The following is an 18,380-nucleotide window of genomic DNA, read 5'->3' as shown; positions in this document are numbered from 1 at the left end:
GACGGGTTTTTCACTGGAAATTTATACAGAGTTCTGGCAGGGATTATAACAATGCTGTCAGCGATGCCAACTGCGAAATCTCAATATGCGGCAGCAGACGGCTGTCGGCGGCCTGCATCAGGCAGCGTTGCCGATCGTTGATCCAACAGGCCTGCAGCCCCGCGCGCAGCGCGCCGGCGACGTCGGTGGTCAGATCGTCGCCCACGTGCAGGATCTGCTCGGGCGCCACGCCCAGCCGCTCGACGGCCAGGTGATACATGTCCTGATACGGCTTGGCGCGCCCGTCCGGCCCGGAGCGCAACACGAACTGGAAATAACCGTCCAGGCCGCACTGCGCCGGATCGGCGTTGCCGTTGGTGATCGCCACCAGCGGGTAGCGCGCGGCCAGCGCCTTCAGCGTGGCGTGGGTCGCTTGCGGCACCTCGATGCGGCTGCGCCACAGCGCGAAGTTTTGCATCGCCGCATCGGCCCCGATCGCCGCGTCGGCATCGCGCAGCCCCTGCCGGCTCAGCGCCAGATGAATGGCGCGCCAGCGCCACTGGGTGACGTCGTGGTAGATCTCCGGATCCTGCTCGCGCAGCTCCTGGCGCAGGCGGTGGAAATCCGCCGACTGGAAGCTGTTCAGACCGGGATGGTAGCTCTGCAGGAAGGCCACCGACTGTTGTTCGGTTTGCCGGATCACCGGGCGATTGTCATACAGCGTGTCGTCCAGATCGAAAGTCAGCGCCGCCAGCGGGCGCAGCGGGCGATAAAAATGCATCAGGATTTCCCCCGTTTGGCGCGCGGATGCGCGGCATCGTACACGTTCGCCAGATGTTGAAAGTCGAGGTGGGTATAAATTTGCGTGGTGGTCAGGTTGGCGTGGCCGAGCAGCTCCTGCACCGCGCGCAGATCGCCGCTCGACTCCAGCATGTGAGTGGCGAAGGAGTGACGCAGCTTGTGCGGGTGAATATGGCTGTTGACGCCCTGTTTCACGCCCCATTCGGCGAAGCGCTTTTGCACGTTGCGCGTCGAGATGCGCCGCCCCTGATTGGACAGGAACATCGCGTCATCTTCCGGCCCGAACAGATCGCGCATCGCCAGCCAGTGTTCCAGCCAGGTGACGGCGGTGCGCCCGATCGGCAATTTGCGCTCTTTACTGCCTTTCCCCATCACCCACACCTCGCCGGCCGCCATATCGACATGGCGGCAATCCAGCCCCACCAGTTCGGAGAGGCGCAGACCGGCGCCGTACATCACCTCCAGCATGGCGCGATCGCGCACCGCCAGCGGATCGTTGAGATCGATCTCCAGCAGCTGGTTCATTTCATCGACGTCGATGTTTTTCGGCAGATGGCGGCCGCTGCGCGGCGTGCGGATGCCTTTGGCGGGGTTGGCGTGCAATACGCCCTGGCTGACCAGCCAGTCGAGGAAACTGCGCAACGAAGAGAGCCGCAGCGCCAGGCTGGCGGACTGCAGGCCGGCGCGTTTGCTGCGCGCCGCCAGCATGCGCACCCGGGCGGCGTCCAGCGCCGCCCAGTCGGTGACGCCGATCTCCTGCGCCAGGCGCATCAGCGCCGCCAGCTGGCGCGAATAGCTAAGCTGCGTCAGCGGGCTGAGTTGCCGTTCTACCTTGAGATAACGCAGAAAAGCGTCCACCGGCTGCTGCAGGCTGGGCGCAATCGGCGTCATGCGCGTTCGACCCAGCGTTCCAGCAGCGCCGGCAGCATGCGCGCCAGTTGATTGAGCATCACCGTGCCCATGCCCTGCTGATAGTGTTGCGTATCGCGGCTGCTGAAGATCACCATGCCCAGTTCGCCATCGTCGCCCAGCATCGACAGCGCCACCGAGCCAATCTGGCCAATCTGTTTGGCCTGCGGCAACAGCAGCAGCAGTTCGGGGCCGTTCAGGCCGCCGAGGTAATGTTGTTCGCTGCCCAGCCGCTGAATGCGAAACGGCTCGAACGCCGAACGCGTCAGCGCCAGATGGGTGAAATCGGAAGGCGCGCCGATCTTCCAGCGCTCGGCGAACAGGCGCACCGTGGCGCCGGCCAAACCAAAACCGCGCGCCCAGCGCTGCAGCCGGTTGAGCATGTCCTGCAGGCTGTCGGCGGTGGCCAGATCGGCCTGCAGGTGCAACAACCGGGCGAACAGCCCTTCGTTGGCGCTGGCCTGCTCCATCAGCAGCGTGATCTCTTCTTCCAGCCGCTCGATGTGATTGCGCTGGCGGGCCAGATGCCATTCCACCAGCGAAACGGTGCCGCGCACCGGGTGAGGCACGCGCATCTGCTCAACCTGGCGCGCGTTGCGAATAAAGAAATCCGGGTTCTGCAGCAGGTACTGCATCACGGTGTCGTCATCCAGCGCCAGGCCGGCGACGCTCTGTTCTTCTACGCTTTTCATAGATGAATAAATCCGTCATAGACATGGGTTGCCGGGCCGGTCATAAACAGCGGGTTGCCCGGCCCTTTCCAGCGAATATGCAGGCTGCCGCCCGGCAGTTCTACATGCACCTCTTCTGACAGCAATTCCTGTTGGATCCCCACCGCCACCGCCGCACAGGCGCCGCTGCCGCAGGCCTGCGTTTCGCCGGCGCCGCGCTCGTAAACGCGCAGCTTGATATGATCGCGGCTGACCACCTGCATAAAGCCGATGTTGGCCCGTTCCGGGAAGCGCTCATGCCCTTCCAGCACCGGCCCGAGCAGCTCCACCTTGGCGGTTTTTACATCGTCCACCTGCAAAACACAATGCGGGTTGCCCATCGACACCACGCCGCACAGCACGGTGTGTTCCGCCGCGCGCATGATGTAGGTCTTTTCAGCCTTGGCGGCGCGGAACGGCACCGCCTGCGGATCGAAATTAGGCTCGCCCATGTTGACGCACACCAGATCGTCGTCGGTGACGCTGAGCACCATGCGCCCGGTTTGGGTGCTGACGCGGATGTCGCGTTTGTTGGTCAGCCCTTTCAGCCGCACAAAGCGCGCGAAGCAGCGCGCGCCGTTGCCGCACTGCGCCACTTCGCTGCCGTCGGCGTTGAAAATTCGGTAGTGAAAATCCAGCTCGGGATCGTAAGGCGGTTCTACCACCAGCATCTGGTCAAAGCCGACGCCCAGGTGCCGATCGGCCAGCCGGCGGATCAGCTCAGGTGAAAAATAGACATTCTGTGTAACGGCATCGACCACCATAAAGTCGTTGCCCAGACCGTGCATTTTGGAGAACTGCATATCATACTCCGCTATCTGGACGCGCTATCCGTCTTGATTTTACGGCGGCGCTCGCCACCGTAAACAGGGTGTTACTGGTCGACCATCGACGGTTTTTGCTGAGAGCCAGACTGCTCCTGCTGGTTCTTTTGCACCTGATCGCCCGTTTGCACCGGCGGCTTGGCCGGTTTTTGGCTGGCGGGGTCGGCAGGCGGGAAGTAAAGCGGGCCTTTCAGACCACAGCCGGCGAGGCCGGTAACCAGAACGGCCATCAGCGCATAGCGTAGTTGTTTTTTCATTTGCATTAATGCCTGTAATTCATGCGTCCAAGGTCTCTATAATCGCAGGTGGATCATGAAAAGCAATAGGAATTGAATATGAACGACAGCGAGTTTCACCAGTTGGCCGACCAGCTGATGCTGAATATTGAAGAGACACTGGACGATTTTGACGGCGATGCGGACATCGATTACGAAACCAATGGCGGCGTAATGACGCTGAGCTTCGAAAACGGCACCAAAATCGTCATCAACCGCCAAGAGCCGCTGCACCAGGTGTGGCTCGCCACCAAGGCCGGCGGCTACCACTTCAACTACCGCGACGGCGCTTGGTTATGCGATCGCAGCGGGCAGCCGTTTTATCAGCTGCTCAGCGAAGCGGCCAGCGCGCAGGCCGGCGAGGAATTGCGTTTTTCCTGAGGCTAAGCAGGGCTCGGCAACCGAGCCCTTGCGGCGTCAATGCAGCTGGAACTGCTGTTTCAGCGGCTGCGCGGCGCCGTCGGCCACCGTCACGCATAGGCTGGACAGCACGTTGCTGCGGAACGGGATCACCTGCGTGCGCCCGTCGAGCTGCACGATCTGATAGAACTGCGGCAGGTTGAAGTTGATGAAGCTGGAGCCGTAGGTGAAGCGATCGTGCGACGAGGAATAGAAGCGGCTGACGTCTCGCACCAGCTCCTCTTTACTGCCCTCGCAGTGGTGATACACCTCCACCCGATTCGACTCGTCCAGAATATAGATGTTGAAGCCCTTGTCGTCTGAGGTGTCTTCGAAGAAGAACTGGATGATCCCCTCGCTGGCGAAGCCGTCCACCACCGGCGGCAAATGCACCTGATCGGTTTCCACCTTGATAGACAGGCCGTGCAGCTTGTTGTTGGAGATGGCGCCGTAAAACTCCACCGCGTTCTCCAGCTTTTGCACCGATACGCTCAGGCGCTCGAAGAACAGCCCCCAGGTCTGCCCGGCGACGCGCACCGCCTTGAAGCGGCCGGGCTCCAGGCGGGTGCTGGACAGGCGCAGCTCGATGCACTCCGACACCAGCTGCTGGATACGGGTGCGGATCAGGCCGCGCAGGTGCTGGCTGTAGCAGAACACTTCCACCGACTCCGGCGGCGCGGCGTCCTGGTGCATTTTGCCGAGAATGGTTTTCAGCGCTTCCAGCACCGACTGCTCGCCGCTGAAATGCAGGGTGCGCACTTCGTTCCAGGAGTTGCGGTACAGCAGATCGATGCTGCCTACCAGGCACTGCTGCTGCTGGCCGAAGCTGAACACGTCCAGCTTGCGGAAATCGAAATGCACCACCTGATTGCGGAAGGCGGCGGTCGGATCGTTTTCCAGGTTGACGATGATCGCCAGATGGCGAATTTCGCACGGGCTGTACAGCGCTTTCGGCGTCGGCGCCGGCAGGCGCAGCGGGAAGTGATGGGAGACGTCGGCCACCAGCTCCTGCAGCTTGGCGGTGTCGCACAGGTTGCCGCTCTTGATGTGCAGGCGGGTCTGCGGCGTCAGCAGGCCGTTGAAATAGGCCCAGGCCACCAGCTTGTTCAGGTAGCGGTTATATTCCAGTGGCTGATGGCTGACAATAGAATCCATGGCCGGCGCCTGATTATACAGGTACCAGCCGGTGCGGTTGGCGCGGCCAACCGGCACGTGAATAAAGGTTAAGTCGTTTTCCGACAGGTCCGGCGAAATCTGCGGGTTCACCAGCGTCACCTTGCCGGGCAGCGCTTCGAACGCCGCGTACAGTTTGCGGGTCAGCACGCCGATATCCTGCGGGCTGGCGCTGACGCTGAGGTTGTTGCGGCGAGCGAAACGGATCAGGTTGCGGTAGCTCTGCATCATCGCGTCGAGCAGCTCGTTATGCGCTTCGCGCACCCGTTCGATTTTCCAGTTGGCGCGGTTGTCCAGCATCGCCAGACGCTCTTCGCTCCAGCCCCATTCGCTGACCAGCTGGCTGAGGATCTCGCGCCGCCAGCCGACGCAGGCCTTGGCCAGCGACAGCTTTTCACACACTTTCAGGTAGAAACAGCGGCGGGCCAGATCGAGGCGGGTGGTGTCGTTGATGTCGGTCAGGTAGCGGGTGACGCGCTCGAGCATCATGCAGTAGGCGTCGAGCCCGAAGCTGACGATCTCGCCCTGATGCAGGCGATGTTTGATGTCCGTCGCCAGCAGTTGGGTATTGGGATATTCCCAGGAATAGGCTTCCAGCAGCAGGGTCTTCAGCACCGCCTTGTAAGGCGAATCGATGCTCTTGTACAGCTGCCACAGGCTGGCGCCGAAGTACTCTTCCGCCGACAGCGAACTCAGGCCGCCGAGATCCAGCCACTCGTTCGGCGTCAGCGCGCCCTGCGCGTACAGCGACAGCACGTATTCATCGTAGTGCGCTTCTTCTTCGCCCGGCACCATGTTCCACAGGATGCGCTTGCCGGCCAGGCGCACCGCGGTGCGGTAGAATTCGTCGAGCAACAGGATATGCTGCGTCGAGCCGCAGTCTTCGCCGCCCAGGCTGCCGCTTTCATTATGGCGGAAGCGGTTTTCGTCGATCAGGAAGAAGCTGACTTCCACCCCCATCGAGGCGGCCCACTTCTCAAGCAGGCTGCATTTTTGCTGCAGGCGGGTGCGTTCTTCGTTGTCCAGCCAGGACTGGTGGCAGACCCAGATGTCGAGATCCGAGCTGCAGCTTTGGCCGATAGACGAGGTGCTGCCCATCGAATAGACGCCGGTGATCGGCAGCTCGCCGCTGGCCGGTTTGTCAAACGGGCTGCCCCATTTGTCTTCTAAATCGTTCAGGTAATCTTGTTGAGTTTCATCAGGCGTGTAGAGGCAAATGCCGTGGGGAACGTTACCGTTCAGGTAACCCGGCATCAGCGGGTGGTGGTGGTGCAGTAAGGTGGGCAGCAGACTGTATACCCGTTGAAACGCGGGCTTCATAGCCGCCAGGGCGCGATCGACGCGTAGCTGATTGATCGCATCCAGTCTCTGCTTCAATGTCTCGATGTAGAGGTACAAGACGTCTCGCCTGATTATCCCGGTGTTTAGAAAAAAACCCGTATTCCATAAGCGCCGTTAGTGTAAGAAGAATATTTGGCGACTTATTGCTGGAAACGTGATCAATTTAACACCTTGCTGATTGACCGTAAAGGAGGTAACGCTTCACAATTATTGTAGCGCTTCCCTAAACGATTTACCCGCAGTGTTAACTGCCCCAAAGCACATCACACGTCCCTTTGATTCCGTTGTCCTTTTTCCGCCTCCGGCTTCTTGCACTGACAGTATTGGCTCTCAGTGGTAGGATGGATGGCGAAATATAAAAACGGTAACAAGCATGTTAGACAAAATTATTCGAATTGCCACCCGACAAAGCCCGCTTGCACTCTGGCAAGCACATTATGTGCAGCAACGTCTGATGGCCAGCCATCCCGGCCTGCAGGTCGCGTTGGTGCCGATGGTCACGCGCGGCGACGTTATTCTGGATACGCCGCTGGCGAAAGTCGGCGGTAAAGGCCTGTTTGTTAAAGAACTCGAGCTGGCGCTGCTGGAAGGCCGCGCCGACATCGCCGTGCACTCGATGAAAGACGTGCCGGTCGATTTCCCCGCCGGCCTCGGTTTGACCACCATTTGCGAACGCGAAGATCCGCGCGACGCTTTTGTTTCCAACCGTTTCGCCTCGCTCGATCAACTGCCGCAGGGCAGCGTGGTCGGCACTTCCAGCCTGCGCCGCCAGTGCCAGCTGCGTGAACGCCGCCCGGATCTGATCGTGCGCGACCTGCGCGGCAACGTCGGCACTCGCCTGGCCAAGTTGGACAACGGCGACTATGACGCAATTATTCTGGCGGTGGCCGGCCTGAAACGCCTGGGGCTGGAGCAACGCATCCGCAGCCCGCTGAGCGCCGAAGAGTGCCTGCCGGCGGTCGGCCAGGGTGCGGTCGGCATTGAATGCCGTCTCGACGACAGCGTCACCCGCGCGCTGCTGGCGCCGCTGAACCATGCGGCCACCGAAACACGCGTGCGCGCCGAACGGGCGATGAACACCCGTCTGGAAGGCGGCTGCCAGGTGCCGATCGGCAGCTATGCCGAACTGGATGGCGACAGCCTGTGGCTGCGTGCCCTGGTCGGCGCGCCGGACGGTAGCCAGATGGTGCGCGGCGAGCGCCGCGGCCCGGCCGCCGAGGCCGAACGGATGGGCGTTGAGCTGGCGGAAGAGCTGCTGGCGCGCGGCGCGCGCGAGATCCTGCGCGAAGTTTATCAGGGAAATCCGCCGGCATGACGATCCTGGTAACCCGCCCATCGCCTTCGGGAGAGCAGTTAGTGAGCCGGCTGCGCGCACTCGGCCGGGTTGCCTATCATGCACCGCTGATCGACTTCGCCCCCGGTGGCGATCTGCCGCAGCTGCCGCAGGCGTTGCAGCAGTTGAACGCCGGCGATCTGGTGTTCGTGCTGTCGCAGCATTCGGTGAACTATGCCGATTCGGTCATCGGCCGCGCCGGGCTGAGCTGGCCCGCGCACCTGACTTATTACGCCATCGGCCGCACCACCGGGCTGGCGCTGCACCGCATCAGCAGTTTGCCGGTGGAATACCCGCGCGAACGCGAGATCAGCGAAACGCTGCTGCTGCTGCCGGCGCTGCAAAAGCTGGCGGGCAAACGCGCGCTGATTTTGCGCGGCAACGGCGGCCGCGAGTTGCTGGGCACGACGCTGAGCGAGCGCGGCGCCGACGTCAGCTATTATGAATGCTATCAACGCAGCCCGGTGCACTACGACGGCAGCGAGCAGAGCGCCCACTGGCAGCGCGCCGGTGTGGATACGCTGGTGGTGACCAGCGGTGAAATGTTACAACAGCTCTATACTTTAGTTCCTGATTACTATCGTTCTTCATGGCTGCTGCGTTGCCGCCTGGTAGTAGTGAGCGAACGCCTGGCTACCCTCGCCCGGGATTTGGGCTGGCGTACGATTCGGGTAGCTGACAACGCCGATAATGACGCGCTGATCCGCGCGCTACAATAATCTGACTATGGGATGTGCCACTATGACGGAACAAAATACCCCATCCGCCCCGGTTGAAGAGCCAACCACCGCGGTTGAGAGCTCCCAGCAGCCAGCCGCTGCCAGCCGCAAAGGCAAGAACACCGGCCCGGTGCTCGGCGCGATCGCTATCGTGCTGGTCATCGCCCTCGGCGCGGGCGGCTATTACCACACGCACCAGCAGGCGCAACAGCTGATCGCCGCCAATCAGGCGCTGCAGCAGCAGCTTGAAGGCGTGAAGCAGAGCCAGCAGCAGGAAAGAAATGCGCTGGAAGGCCTGTTGCAGCAGCAGGGTAAAACCCTGGACGCCGCCGATCGCGAGCAGGCTAACCTCGCGCGCCAACTGAGCGAGCTGCAGGAAAAAGTGGCGACCATCTCCGGCAGCGACGCCAAAACCTGGCTGCTGGCGCAGGCCGATTTCCTGGTGAAAATGGCCGGCCGCAAGCTGTGGAGCGATCAGGACGTGACCAGCGCCGCCGCGCTGCTGAAAAGCGCCGACGCCAGCCTGGCGGACATGAACGATCCTAGCCTGCTCGACGTGCGCCGCGCCATTACCGAAGACATCGGCACGCTTGCTACGCTGACCCAGGTCGATTACGACGGCATCATCCTCAAGGTCAATCAGCTGTCCAATCAGGTGGATAACCTGCGCTTGGCGGACAACGACACCGACGAAGCGCCGATGGATCAAAACAGCAGCGAGCTCTCCGGTTCGATCGCCGAGTGGCGGCAGAACCTGGCCAAGAGCTGGCGCAATTTCATGGCCGACTTCATTACCATCCGCCGCCGCGACGCCAGCGCCGAACCGCTGCTGGCGCCGAACCAGGACATCTACCTGCGCGAAAACATCCGTTCGCGCCTGCTGGTGGCCGCGCAGGCCATCCCGCGCCACCAGAACGAGACCTACAAGCAATCGCTGGAAACCGTCTCCACCTGGGTGCGCGCCTATTTCGACACCACCGATCCGGCGACCAAGGCCTTCCTGGAAGAGCTGGACAGCCTGAGCCAACAGTCGATCTCGATGGACGTGCCGGATCAGCTGAAAAGCCAGCCGCTGCTGGAAAAAGTGATGCAGACCCGGGTGCGCAACCTGATGACCCAGTCCCCTGCCGCTCACCAGGAGGGTTAAGCCATGTTACGCGTGCTATTTCTGTTCCTGGTGGTGATCGCCAGCGTGGTGCTCGGGCCGATGTTGGCCGGGCATCAAGGCTATGTGCTGATCCAGACCGACAACTACAATATCGAAACCAGCGTCACCGGCCTAGCGATCATGCTGGTGCTGCTGTTCGTGGTGCTGCTGGTGATCGAGTGGATCCTGCGCCGTCTCTTCCGCACCGGCGCCCGCACGCGCGGTTGGTTTATCGGCCGCAAGCGCACTCGCGCGCGCCAGCAAACCAAAGCCGCGCTGATCAAGCTGGCGGAAGGCGACTACAAGCAGGTCGAGAAGCTGATGACGCGCAACGCCGATCATGCCGAACAGCCGGTGGTGAACTACCTGCTGGCCGCCGAGGCCGCACAGCAACGCGGCGATGACTTCCGCACCAACCAATATCTGGAGCGCGCTGCCGAAGCGGCCGACACCGATCAGCTGCCGGTGGATATCACCCGGGTTCGCATCCAGCTGGCACAGGGCGAGAACCACGCCGCGCGCCACGGCGTCGATCGCCTGCTGAACCAGGCGCCGCGTCATCCGGAAGTATTGCGCCTGGCGGAACAAGCCTATCTGCGCACCGGCGCCTATGCATCGCTGCTGGAAGTGCTGCCGTCGATGCGTAAAATCGAACTCCACAGCGAAGAGCAACTGCAGGCATTGCAGCAGCAGGCTTATATCGGGCTGATGAATCAGGCGATGGCGGACGAAGGCAGCGAAGGCCTGAAGCGCTGGTGGAAAGATCAGAGCCGCAAGACGCGTCACGAAGTGCCGCTGCAAATCGCGATGGTGGAACACCTGATCGAATGCAACGACCACGAACTGGCGCAGGAGATCGTGCTCGACAGCCTGAAGCGCCAATACGACGAGCGCCTGGTGCTGCTGCTGCCGCGGCTGAAGTCCGGCAACCCCGAGCAGTTGGAGAAAGCGCTGCGCCAGCAGATGAAGCAGCACGGCGCGACGCCGCTGCTGAACAGCACGCTGGGGCAGCTGCTGATGAAACACGGCGAGTGGCAGCAGGCGGCCGACGTCTTCCGCGAAGCGCTGAAACAGCGCCCGGATGCCTACGACTACGCCTGGTTGGCCGATACGCTGGAAAAACTGCATCGTTCGGATGAAGCGGCGCAGATGCGGCGCGAAGGACTGATGTTGACGCTGAAACAGAACGGCGGCGAATAGCGCCCTGCACGATTGAAGAACAGCGCGGCTCTTGATGCCGCGCTTTTTTTTGCCAGTTAACATCCTGAGGCGCAAAAAAAAAACACTTGCCGCAGGGCAAGTGTATAAAGAAGCAATCAGGTCTAGGACAACAGGGGCGGTGCCTCACTCAACGTTTTGCCCTGAGCGTGATGACGGGTTAGTCATCGTTCTCGTGGGCGATAGGCACCCTAAATCGGCTCTGCGTCATTCCCAGGGTTTATGAGGCCTAAGGCGAACATAAGAGGTGGAATGAGCATCTACGCTATTGATATTGCACTTGGCGTGCCAACTTTAAGGCTGAGGCCATTCCCAATAAAAAACGGGTCTCAATGCATTGAAATATATTAATTTTTAATTTAACCCTGTCTTTACTGTTATATGCCACTCTCTGGCATTCCATACCAGCAGCCGTAATAAGAATGTCGCCTCAAAACGACGACTTAAGCCAAAGCCCATTTTATCTTTTTAAATCAATCAATTATTTGTCTCAACCTGACGACAGCGCTGGATGGCGCTGTCGCTGAAAACCAACACGCTTGCCGACAGAGACAAAGTGCCCATCCTTAGATACGCAAAAAGCCCGCGCATTGCTGCACGGGCCTACCTTCGTCTCGCTTCGCGAGGTTCGAACCTCCTGCGGAGGTACTCATCCTCATAAACTGCAGGCGTAAAAAAACCGACTTGCGTCGGTTTTTTTGAAAGTGGTCGGCGAGAGAGGATTCGAACCTCCGACCCACTGGTCCCAAACCAGTTGCGCTACCAAGCTGCGCTACTCGCCGATTTGTATTGCTCATACTACCCGATTTATCAGACCATTGTCCATATAAATCTTATATTTATCAGATATTTTGCGTGGTGCGAAGAGAGGGACTTGAACCCTCACGTCCGTAAGAACACTAACACCTGAAGCTAGCGCGTCTACCAATTCCGCCACCTTCGCACTGTCACAAAATACTGCTAAATCGTCACTTCATCAGGAAGTGGGGTGGCTAATGGGACTCGAACCCACGACAACTGGAATCACAATCCAGGGCTCTACCAACTGAGCTATAGCCACCATTACTACTTCTTACTCACGCGGTAATATACCACCGCAGCTCCTGCGCACAAACTTAATGGCGCGCCCGACAGGATTCGAACCTGAGACCTCTGCCTCCGGAGGGCAGCGCTCTATCCAGCTGAGCTACGGGCGCGTAGCGCCGTTGCGGGAGGGGATACTACGGATTTACGCCAATCCTGTCTAGTGCTTTTTCGCAGAAATGTTGCGTTTGATTACGCTTTGCTCACTCCCGCGCACAAAAGCGCACTCCGTAGCCCCTTTTCGCCGTTTATTGGCGCGTTTCTACCCGATTTTCAACCGGATGATGTTTCTTGTGCATGCCGAAAGCGAAGTAGCACAGGCTGACACCGGCTAAGAAAATCGCCCCGACCAGCAGGGAAATGCGCGTATCCGGGTTGATTCCCATGCCGACCAGCACGCAAACCAGAAAAGCGATGGTCAGATAGTTCACATACGGGAACATGATCGACTTAAAGCTGTGGTTTTTGATCGCTTCCTTATGGGCGCGGCGGAAATAGAGCTGGCTTATCAGCACCACGAACCACGGCACCATGCCCGGCAGCACGCTCGCGCTGTAGACATAAACGAACACCTGCTCCGGATTCGGGATGATGTAGTTCAGCGCGGAGCCCACCAACAGGCAGCCGATGGTGACGGCGATGCAGTTCACCGGCACGCCGCTGGCGGAAAGCTTGGTCAACGCCGCCGGCAGTTGGCGGTTCTTGGCCAGGGCGTACAGCATGCGGCCGCCGCTGTACATGCCGCTGTTGCAACCGGAGAGCGCGGCGGTCAACACCACGAAGTTGATGATGCCGGCGGCGGCAACGATGCCGATCTTGGCGAAGGTCAGCACGAACGGGCTGCCGGTGGTGCCGATGCCGTTCCACGGGAAGATGGTGACAATGACGAAGATCGCACCGACATAGAAGATCAGGATGCGCCAAAGGATATTGTTGATCGCGCGTTTCAGCGTCACCTGCGGGTTCTTGGCTTCCCCGGCGGTGATGCCCACCAGTTCAACCCCCTGATAGGATGCCACCACGATGCACAGCGCAAACAGGAAGCCTTTCCAGCCGCCGGCAAAGAAACCGCCGTGCGCCGTCAAATTGGCGAAACCGATAGGTTCACCGCCGTTGCCGAAGCCGAAGAAGATCACCCCCAGCCCCACCAGAATCATCACGATGATGGTGGTGACCTTGATCATGGCGAACCAGAACTCCAGCTCACCGTACAGGCGCACCGCCGCCAGGTTGGCCAACGCGACCATCGCCACGGCGATCAGCGCCGGCACCCACTGCGGTATTTCCGGGAACCAGAACTGCACATACACCCCGATGGCGGTGATTTCAGAAATGCCGACGGCAATCCACATAAACCAGTAGCCCCAGGCGGTCAGATAACCGAAGTAGGGATTCATGTACTTATGCGCGTAAACGGCAAATGACCCGGCGACCGGCTCGAGGAACAACATTTCCCCCATCGAACGCATAATGAAGAACACGAACAGTCCGGCGATGATGTAAGCCAGCAGCACCGACGGCCCCGCCCATTTCAGCGTACTGGCCGAGCCCATAAACAGGCCGACACCGATGGTGCCCCCCAGAGCGATAAGCTCGATATGCCGGGCCTCAAGGCCCCGGTGTAGCCCTTGCGGTTTATCTTTGTGTGCCATAAATCCTCAATAATTTTTCTCGGGTCGTGTTTGCCTGCCGGCCGCTGCCGGTCGTTATTGTCATTATTAAAAGAATAAATCATCCCCTGCCGATCGGATTGGCATCAACGGGTTGTCGGAGCGAAGTGACCGTGAGAAGGACATCGTTCAGCGCTGTCGCATCAAGCTTCAGCGGCCAGGGATAATTTCCGGGCGGTATCGTTTCGCATTTCGCCGCTATAAGCAAACCGCAATTTAAAACTTTATGGAATAAATGCGACGACGTTTAGGGCCGAGGGTTATAGATATGCGGGAGAAACGCGCAAAAGCAGATTATTGGTACAGCAGACCGGAGCGGAACAGCACTTTCCGCCCCGGATGAGGGGTTACATCTTGCCGCTGTAATAGTAGCCGACAAACTTCAACAGCTTCAACTGCCGGCCGATGCGGCTGGGTTGGCTGAGCAGGCGGTAGAGCCATTCCAGACCGAGATTCTGCCACACCTTGGGCGCACGCTTCACATGGCCGGTAAAGACGTCGTAGGTGCCGCCCACGCCCATATACAGCGCCTGCGGATGCACCTTGCGGCAGTCGCGCATCAGAATCTCCTGCTTCGGCGATCCCATCGCCACCGTCACGATCGCGGCGCCGCTGGCACGAATACGCTCGAACAGCGCCTCGCGCTGATCCGGTTTGAAGTAGCCGTCCTGGCTGCCCACCAGGTTGACATTCCACTGGCTGCGCAGCTTTTGCTCGGTTTCCGCCAAAACCTCCGGCTTGCCGCCGACCAGGAAGACCGGCGTGCCTTCACGGCCGGCGCGTTGCATCAAGGCTTCCCACAGATCGGCGCCCGCAACGCGCGAAACGTCCGCCGCCGGGTATTTGCGGCGAATCGAGCGCACCATGCTGATGCCGTCTGCGTACTTGTACTCCGCCTCATCCAGCAACGCATGCAGCGCCTGGTCCTCTTCCGCCTTCAGGATCTTTTCCGCGTTCATGGCCACCAGCGTGCCCTGTTTTACCCGGCCGCCGTCGAACAAAAAGTCCATGCAGTGCGCCATATCGCGAAAGCCCCACAGGCTGAAACCGCGCAGCTCATACTGCGGCACCGAAATCTTTGCTTCCATCGTTCTCATTACCCTTACAAAAGACCGTTGACCCGAGGCGGCGACGCCAGCGCGCGGGTGCGCGTCACTCTGGCCTTGATCAGCCCGGCGGTATCGAACAGCCAATACAGCAACTTCGCCAGCACCAGACAGGCGCCGAAAATAATGCAGAAGAACACCACGCGCGACACGAATGAATCCACCCCTTCCCGCGCCAACACGATCATGTTGAACACCGCGCCGAAGCAGAACCCCTGCAGAATGGCCGCCTTATAGCGGTTCGGCTCGGTTTTGCCCAGCTCATACAGCCAGTCGAACCACTTGATGATCATGCCCACCAGAATCGCGCCGAGCGGGATAAACAGCGCGCCGCCCATCACCACCAGCGAACCGATCAGCGTCGGCGAAATCGCCAGCCCGGAGTGGTTGTTCAGCACTTCCCAGGTGAAGTAGTTGGCCGAGTTCAGCACCACGTCCGGCCGGCCGGGCCAGAGCCAGGTAGGGATAAAGACGTAGAAATCACGCAAGATCGGCGCCAGGCCCTGGAAATCGATCTTGTCGTAATTTTGCAACAGCAGCGCCAGGTTTTCCCACGGCGAGAAGGTATCGCGGGTCAGGTAGAGGAAGGTATAAAACGCTTCCGCACCGCTGACGTCCAGGCTGTAGCGCTTCAACGCCAGCCAGAACATACCGACCACGCCGAATATGCCCGCCGCCGCCAGCATCCACAGCGTGATCCAGCCGCGCACGATGCCGATAAACAGGAACAGCGCGAAGGCAATGATGATGTTGGCGCGGGTGCCGCCGACGATCACGTAGGTCAGAATGCCGAACGCCACCGTCGCCACCAGGAACAAGAACCAGGCGCGCAGATCCTGCCGCAGGAAATAGACCACCAGCATCGCCGGAATGAAGAAGTAAAAGAACCGCTTGAGCGCCACACCGGACACGTCGCTTGAGAAGATCTGGCTGTAGGAATTGAGCTTGAACAGCAGGAAGCCGTTCTGCATGAAGAAGATCCCAACGGTACCGATCGCCACCAGCGCCAGCAGCACCCAGGTCATATGGGTTTCCACCCGGTTCATGGTAAACAGCGCAGCGCGCGGCTGTGTGCGGCGCTTGCGCAGCCGAGTCTTGTAGGTAACGTAATAGATGGCGTAAAACGCCGTCGCCGACAGCAGGGCGTACAGCAGAAACTCCACCGGCACTACCTCGACGTCAAACTGGAACACCAGCAGGCAGGTCAAAGGAAAACCGAAATAAAACGTCAGCAAATACAGCAGCGAGAAGAAGACGTTGAAGTTAAAGCGCACGCGCCGAAACTCCTGATAGGTCAGCGTCAGGATAAACGTCAGGCTGACCAGATAGACGACGAACAGGCCGCCGAATTGCGCCAACGTCATGAGTGCTCTCCCGCCGCCAACGCCAGGGCTTGCTGCCAACCGTCGACATAGTTCGGATTGAAGAAGGCGATCGCCTGTTTATCCACCGCCGCCAGCTGACGCTGCGCTTCACGCACCACCGCCTCGTCCAGCGAATCGCCGTAGAACAGCACCGGCAGATGCTGTTCCGCCAAATCCTGCCAGAACGGGTTTTGCCGGCTGAGCACGAAAGGCACGCCGAACTGAATCAGCAGGCACAAGGTGCCAATCCCCTGCTGGCGATTGAAAATGAAATAGCCGAGATCGCAAGCGCGCAGAATATTGAGATAATCCTCAAACGCCACCTGCTGCGTGAGCAGCTGCAGGTTTTTCTCGCCGAACAGCGGCAACCCGGCGGCGCGCACCTGCTCGATGTAGGTATCGTTATTGCCCGGATAACCCATCGGCAGGATCACGCGCACGTCGGCGCCGAACTGCTGATGAATCGCCTGCAGCGCTTCGATATGCCGATTGCTGCGATCGCCGGAGTTACCCACCAGAATCGTCATCGGCCCGGCCAGGTTTTTCTCGACGTGAACGTCGGTCAGCGCCGGATCCATGCGGGTCGGGAAGTACAGCAGCGAGGCCGGCACCCGCGCATGGCGCTGCTGGTAGTGGATCACGTCGCCGCGGGTAGCAAACACGTTCCCTACTCGCCCCTGCGCAATGCGGCGCAGCAGATAGAACAGCCGGAATTTCCAGCTGGTGGCGTCTTCATACAGATCGGCGCCCCAAATATGCCAACTGACCTGACGCGCCTTGATCTTGCCGCTCAGCAGCGCCAGCCACAGCCCCGGATTGAACTGGCCGTGCAGGAAGAAGCGCGCATCGCGATCGGCCTGAGCGCGCGCGATGACCGCCGCCGCCAGGCTTTTCTTGTCTGCGTAGGGCTCAATGTTCAGGGCGGGGAAATCACCCAGTGCCGCCACATCCTTGGCCGCCACCATAAAATGCCGCGTCTGCTCAGCCGGCAAACGCGGCGCCAGCACGTCGTTGAAGAAGCGCAGCACCGTCTGGTTATGATGCGGGATATCGGATCCCAGAACGTGAATCAGTGTGGTCATACTCGTCTACGATAGATAAGAAATACGCAGCTACAGAGCGCGAAATACACGATGTAGGTTGCCATATAGGCCTGAGCCGCCCCCAGCGCGCCGTGCAGCGGGATCAGCCAGTGCGAGAACAGCGTCAGCAGCAGAAACTGGCTGACTTCCGTCAGGATATAGAAGCGCAGCGACGCTTTGGCGATCACCAGATAGCCGAACACATAAGCCCCGACTTTCAGCACGTCGCCCACCAGCTGCCAGGCAAACAGATCGCGCATGGCGACGAATTTATCCGAGAACAGCAGCCAGATGGCGAAATCACGCAGCAGCCACACCGTAAAGCTCGCCGCCGCTACCGCCGGCAGCACGAATTTCAACGAGCGCACGATCTCCCGCGAGATGGCGCCCTTGTCCGTCAGCCGCGACAGCGTCGGCAGCAGATAGACGGTAAACGAGGCGGTGATGAACTGCAGATAGGCATCGGAAATGCTGCTGACGCCCTGCCAGATCCCCACTTCATCCCAACCGTAATGCGCGGCCAACAGGTTACGCATCATCACATAGGCCACCGGCAGCGTCACCGAAGTGATCAGCGCCATGACGGTGAACTTGCCGAGGTTGCCGGCCACGAGTTTGTCCCAGCGCGGCGCCAGGTAGCGCAACGGCAGCGTTTTGCGCCGCCACAGCATCAGCCCGGCCGGCAGCACCACCAACGCCGGCACCAGCGCCAGCCCCGCCAACGCGCCTTCATAACCGCCCAGCTTGAAGCACAGGTAATAAGCCACCACGCCGAGCAGGCTGCCGCCGATCACCGCCAGCGCATTGCCCATCGCGTCGCGATAGCCTTTCAGCACCGCCATAAACAGGTTGGCGTAGGCGATGCCCATCTGAATGAAAGCGACGGCGCGCACCACATCGACGTAATCGGCATGCCCGAACAGCCCGATGCTGATCGGTTCGGCGGCGAACAGAAACACCAGCGCCAGCAAGGTCGAAAAGCCCAGCACGATGCTCGACGCGGTGCCCACCGCCAGACGCAGACGCTGCGGATCCTGGTGGTACTCCGCCACGTATTTGGTGATACCGTTAAAAATGCCCGCGCCGGACAGCACGCCCAGCACGGTAATCAACTGGCGGAAGTTACCCGCCTGCCCCACCCCGCTGGGGCCAAACGCCACCGCCAGCAGTTTCACCACCAACAGCCCCACGCCGATTTTGATCAGCGTGGAGCCAGCGGTCCATATCGATGCTTTTGCCAACGACAT

At 60.2% G+C, this 18,380-nt stretch carries 16 protein-coding genes and 4 tRNA genes; 5 read left to right on the top strand and 15 right to left on the bottom strand.

Annotated features, from left to right (window positions below; all coding sequences use genetic code 11):
* Positions 1-43: 43 nt before the first annotated feature.
* The 5 genes from yigB to lptM all read right to left on the bottom strand — a co-directional run bounded on the left by yigB (position 44) and on the right by lptM (position 3,480).
* A complete protein-coding gene (yigB, locus tag SSARUM_RS00745) occupies positions 44-760 on the bottom strand; it encodes a 5-amino-6-(5-phospho-D-ribitylamino)uracil phosphatase YigB (RefSeq protein ID WP_033649639.1) in 717 nt (238 codons plus the stop codon).
* Positions 760-1,671, bottom strand: coding sequence for a tyrosine recombinase XerC (gene xerC / locus SSARUM_RS00740; protein ID WP_016929495.1), 912 nt, complete (start codon positions 1,669-1,671; stop codon positions 760-762). Before xerC ends, yigB begins: the two co-directional genes overlap by 1 nt.
* Positions 1,668-2,381, bottom strand: coding sequence for a DUF484 domain-containing protein (locus tag SSARUM_RS00735; protein WP_033636652.1), 714 nt, complete (start codon positions 2,379-2,381; stop codon positions 1,668-1,670). The genes xerC and SSARUM_RS00735 overlap by 4 nt, the downstream gene beginning before the upstream one ends.
* A complete protein-coding gene (gene dapF / locus SSARUM_RS00730) occupies positions 2,378-3,202 on the bottom strand; it encodes a diaminopimelate epimerase (protein ID WP_004934244.1) in 825 nt (274 codons plus the stop codon). The genes SSARUM_RS00735 and dapF overlap by 4 nt, the downstream gene beginning before the upstream one ends.
* Before the next feature lie 71 nt (positions 3,203-3,273).
* Positions 3,274-3,480, bottom strand: coding sequence for an LPS translocon maturation chaperone LptM (gene lptM / locus SSARUM_RS00725; protein ID WP_004934241.1), 207 nt, complete (start codon positions 3,478-3,480; stop codon positions 3,274-3,276).
* Between the two features lie 78 nt (positions 3,481-3,558).
* On the opposite strand from lptM, the gene cyaY reads away from it, so the two are divergent.
* A complete protein-coding gene (cyaY, locus tag SSARUM_RS00720; RefSeq protein WP_033649637.1) occupies positions 3,559-3,879 on the top strand; it encodes an iron donor protein CyaY in 321 nt (106 codons plus the stop codon).
* A gap of 36 nt (positions 3,880-3,915) precedes the next feature.
* Here cyaY and SSARUM_RS00715 read toward each other — a convergent pair whose 3' ends face one another.
* Positions 3,916-6,468 carry a class I adenylate cyclase gene (locus tag SSARUM_RS00715; RefSeq protein ID WP_019452546.1) on the bottom strand — a complete coding sequence of 851 codons (2,553 nt, stop codon included), beginning with the start codon at positions 6,466-6,468 and terminating at the stop codon, positions 3,916-3,918.
* A 316-nt stretch (positions 6,469-6,784) separates the two neighbouring features.
* Between SSARUM_RS00715 and hemC the strand changes: the two genes are divergently transcribed.
* From hemC to hemY, 4 genes are read left to right on the top strand one after another with little or no spacing between them, the layout of a single operon-like run.
* Positions 6,785-7,726, top strand: coding sequence for a hydroxymethylbilane synthase (hemC, locus tag SSARUM_RS00710; RefSeq protein WP_033649636.1), 942 nt, complete (start codon positions 6,785-6,787; stop codon positions 7,724-7,726).
* Complete coding sequence (gene hemD, locus SSARUM_RS00705) at positions 7,723-8,463, top strand: uroporphyrinogen-III synthase (RefSeq protein WP_033636649.1); 741 nt, start codon at positions 7,723-7,725, stop codon at positions 8,461-8,463. Before hemC ends, hemD begins: the two co-directional genes overlap by 4 nt.
* A gap of 22 nt (positions 8,464-8,485) precedes the next feature.
* Positions 8,486-9,610 carry a uroporphyrinogen-III C-methyltransferase gene (hemX, locus tag SSARUM_RS00700; protein ID WP_033636648.1) on the top strand — a complete coding sequence of 375 codons (1,125 nt, stop codon included), beginning with the start codon at positions 8,486-8,488 and terminating at the stop codon, positions 9,608-9,610.
* Positions 9,611-9,613: 3 nt separating this feature from the next.
* Complete coding sequence (hemY, locus tag SSARUM_RS00695) at positions 9,614-10,810, top strand: protoheme IX biogenesis protein HemY (RefSeq protein ID WP_039568142.1); 1,197 nt, start codon at positions 9,614-9,616, stop codon at positions 10,808-10,810.
* A 723-nt stretch (positions 10,811-11,533) separates the two neighbouring features.
* On the opposite strand, the gene SSARUM_RS00690 is transcribed toward hemY, so the two are convergent.
* The 9 genes from SSARUM_RS00690 to wzxE form a co-directional block, all read right to left on the bottom strand.
* Positions 11,534-11,610: transfer RNA gene (locus SSARUM_RS00690), tRNA-Pro, on the bottom strand.
* 74 nt (positions 11,611-11,684) lie between these two features.
* Positions 11,685-11,771: transfer RNA gene (locus SSARUM_RS00685), tRNA-Leu, on the bottom strand.
* Between the two features lie 41 nt (positions 11,772-11,812).
* Positions 11,813-11,888 (bottom strand) — tRNA-His (locus SSARUM_RS00680).
* Positions 11,889-11,947: 59 nt separating this feature from the next.
* A tRNA-Arg gene (locus tag SSARUM_RS00675) sits at positions 11,948-12,024 on the bottom strand.
* 135 nt (positions 12,025-12,159) lie between these two features.
* Positions 12,160-13,563 carry a bifunctional threonine/serine APC transporter ThrP gene (thrP, locus tag SSARUM_RS00670; protein WP_039568145.1) on the bottom strand — a complete coding sequence of 468 codons (1,404 nt, stop codon included), beginning with the start codon at positions 13,561-13,563 and terminating at the stop codon, positions 12,160-12,162.
* A gap of 365 nt (positions 13,564-13,928) precedes the next feature.
* The gene (wecG, locus tag SSARUM_RS00665) at positions 13,929-14,669 is read right to left on the bottom strand and encodes a lipopolysaccharide N-acetylmannosaminouronosyltransferase (RefSeq protein WP_033636645.1); all 741 of its coding nucleotides are present in this window, start codon (positions 14,667-14,669) and stop codon (positions 13,929-13,931) included.
* A gap of 14 nt (positions 14,670-14,683) precedes the next feature.
* Positions 14,684-16,051 carry an ECA oligosaccharide polymerase gene (gene wzyE, locus SSARUM_RS00660; RefSeq protein ID WP_039568148.1) on the bottom strand — a complete coding sequence of 456 codons (1,368 nt, stop codon included), beginning with the start codon at positions 16,049-16,051 and terminating at the stop codon, positions 14,684-14,686.
* Positions 16,048-17,133 carry a TDP-N-acetylfucosamine:lipid II N-acetylfucosaminyltransferase gene (locus SSARUM_RS00655; protein WP_039568151.1) on the bottom strand — a complete coding sequence of 362 codons (1,086 nt, stop codon included), beginning with the start codon at positions 17,131-17,133 and terminating at the stop codon, positions 16,048-16,050. Before SSARUM_RS00655 ends, wzyE begins: the two co-directional genes overlap by 4 nt.
* Positions 17,130-18,380, bottom strand: coding sequence for a lipid III flippase WzxE (wzxE, locus tag SSARUM_RS00650; RefSeq protein ID WP_033649867.1), 1,251 nt, complete (start codon positions 18,378-18,380; stop codon positions 17,130-17,132). Before wzxE ends, SSARUM_RS00655 begins: the two co-directional genes overlap by 4 nt.

The sequence above is a fragment of the Serratia sarumanii genome (assembly GCF_029962605.1).
Classification (GTDB): Bacteria; Pseudomonadota; Gammaproteobacteria; order Enterobacterales; family Enterobacteriaceae; genus Serratia; species Serratia sarumanii.
Note: the sequence above shows the minus strand (reverse complement) of the source record. Positions and strands in the feature narration are given on the sequence as shown.

Coding starts and splice junctions, on each gene's coding strand:
- SSARUM_RS00735 (WP_033636652.1), bottom strand. CDS start 2,381: ATGAAAAGCGTAGAAGAACAGAGCGTCGCCGGCCTGGCGCTGGATGAC.
- xerC (WP_016929495.1), bottom strand. CDS start 1,671: ATGACGCCGATTGCGCCCAGCCTGCAGCAGCCGGTGGACGCTTTTCTG.
- hemY (WP_039568142.1), top strand. CDS start 9,614: ATGTTACGCGTGCTATTTCTGTTCCTGGTGGTGATCGCCAGCGTGGTG.
- yigB (WP_033649639.1), bottom strand. CDS start 760: ATGCATTTTTATCGCCCGCTGCGCCCGCTGGCGGCGCTGACTTTCGAT.
- hemX (WP_033636648.1), top strand. CDS start 8,486: ATGACGGAACAAAATACCCCATCCGCCCCGGTTGAAGAGCCAACCACC.
- lptM (WP_004934241.1), bottom strand. CDS start 3,480: ATGAAAAAACAACTACGCTATGCGCTGATGGCCGTTCTGGTTACCGGC.
- wecG (WP_033636645.1), bottom strand. CDS start 14,669: ATGGAAGCAAAGATTTCGGTGCCGCAGTATGAGCTGCGCGGTTTCAGC.
- hemD (WP_033636649.1), top strand. CDS start 7,723: ATGACGATCCTGGTAACCCGCCCATCGCCTTCGGGAGAGCAGTTAGTG.
- cyaY (WP_033649637.1), top strand. CDS start 3,559: ATGAACGACAGCGAGTTTCACCAGTTGGCCGACCAGCTGATGCTGAAT.
- wzyE (WP_039568148.1), bottom strand. CDS start 16,051: ATGACGTTGGCGCAATTCGGCGGCCTGTTCGTCGTCTATCTGGTCAGC.
- hemC (WP_033649636.1), top strand. CDS start 6,785: ATGTTAGACAAAATTATTCGAATTGCCACCCGACAAAGCCCGCTTGCA.
- SSARUM_RS00655 (WP_039568151.1), bottom strand. CDS start 17,133: ATGACCACACTGATTCACGTTCTGGGATCCGATATCCCGCATCATAAC.
- wzxE (WP_033649867.1), bottom strand. CDS start 18,380: ATGTCGTTGGCAAAAGCATCGATATGGACCGCTGGCTCCACGCTGATC.
- dapF (WP_004934244.1), bottom strand. CDS start 3,202: ATGCAGTTCTCCAAAATGCACGGTCTGGGCAACGACTTTATGGTGGTC.
- thrP (WP_039568145.1), bottom strand. CDS start 13,563: ATGGCACACAAAGATAAACCGCAAGGGCTACACCGGGGCCTTGAGGCC.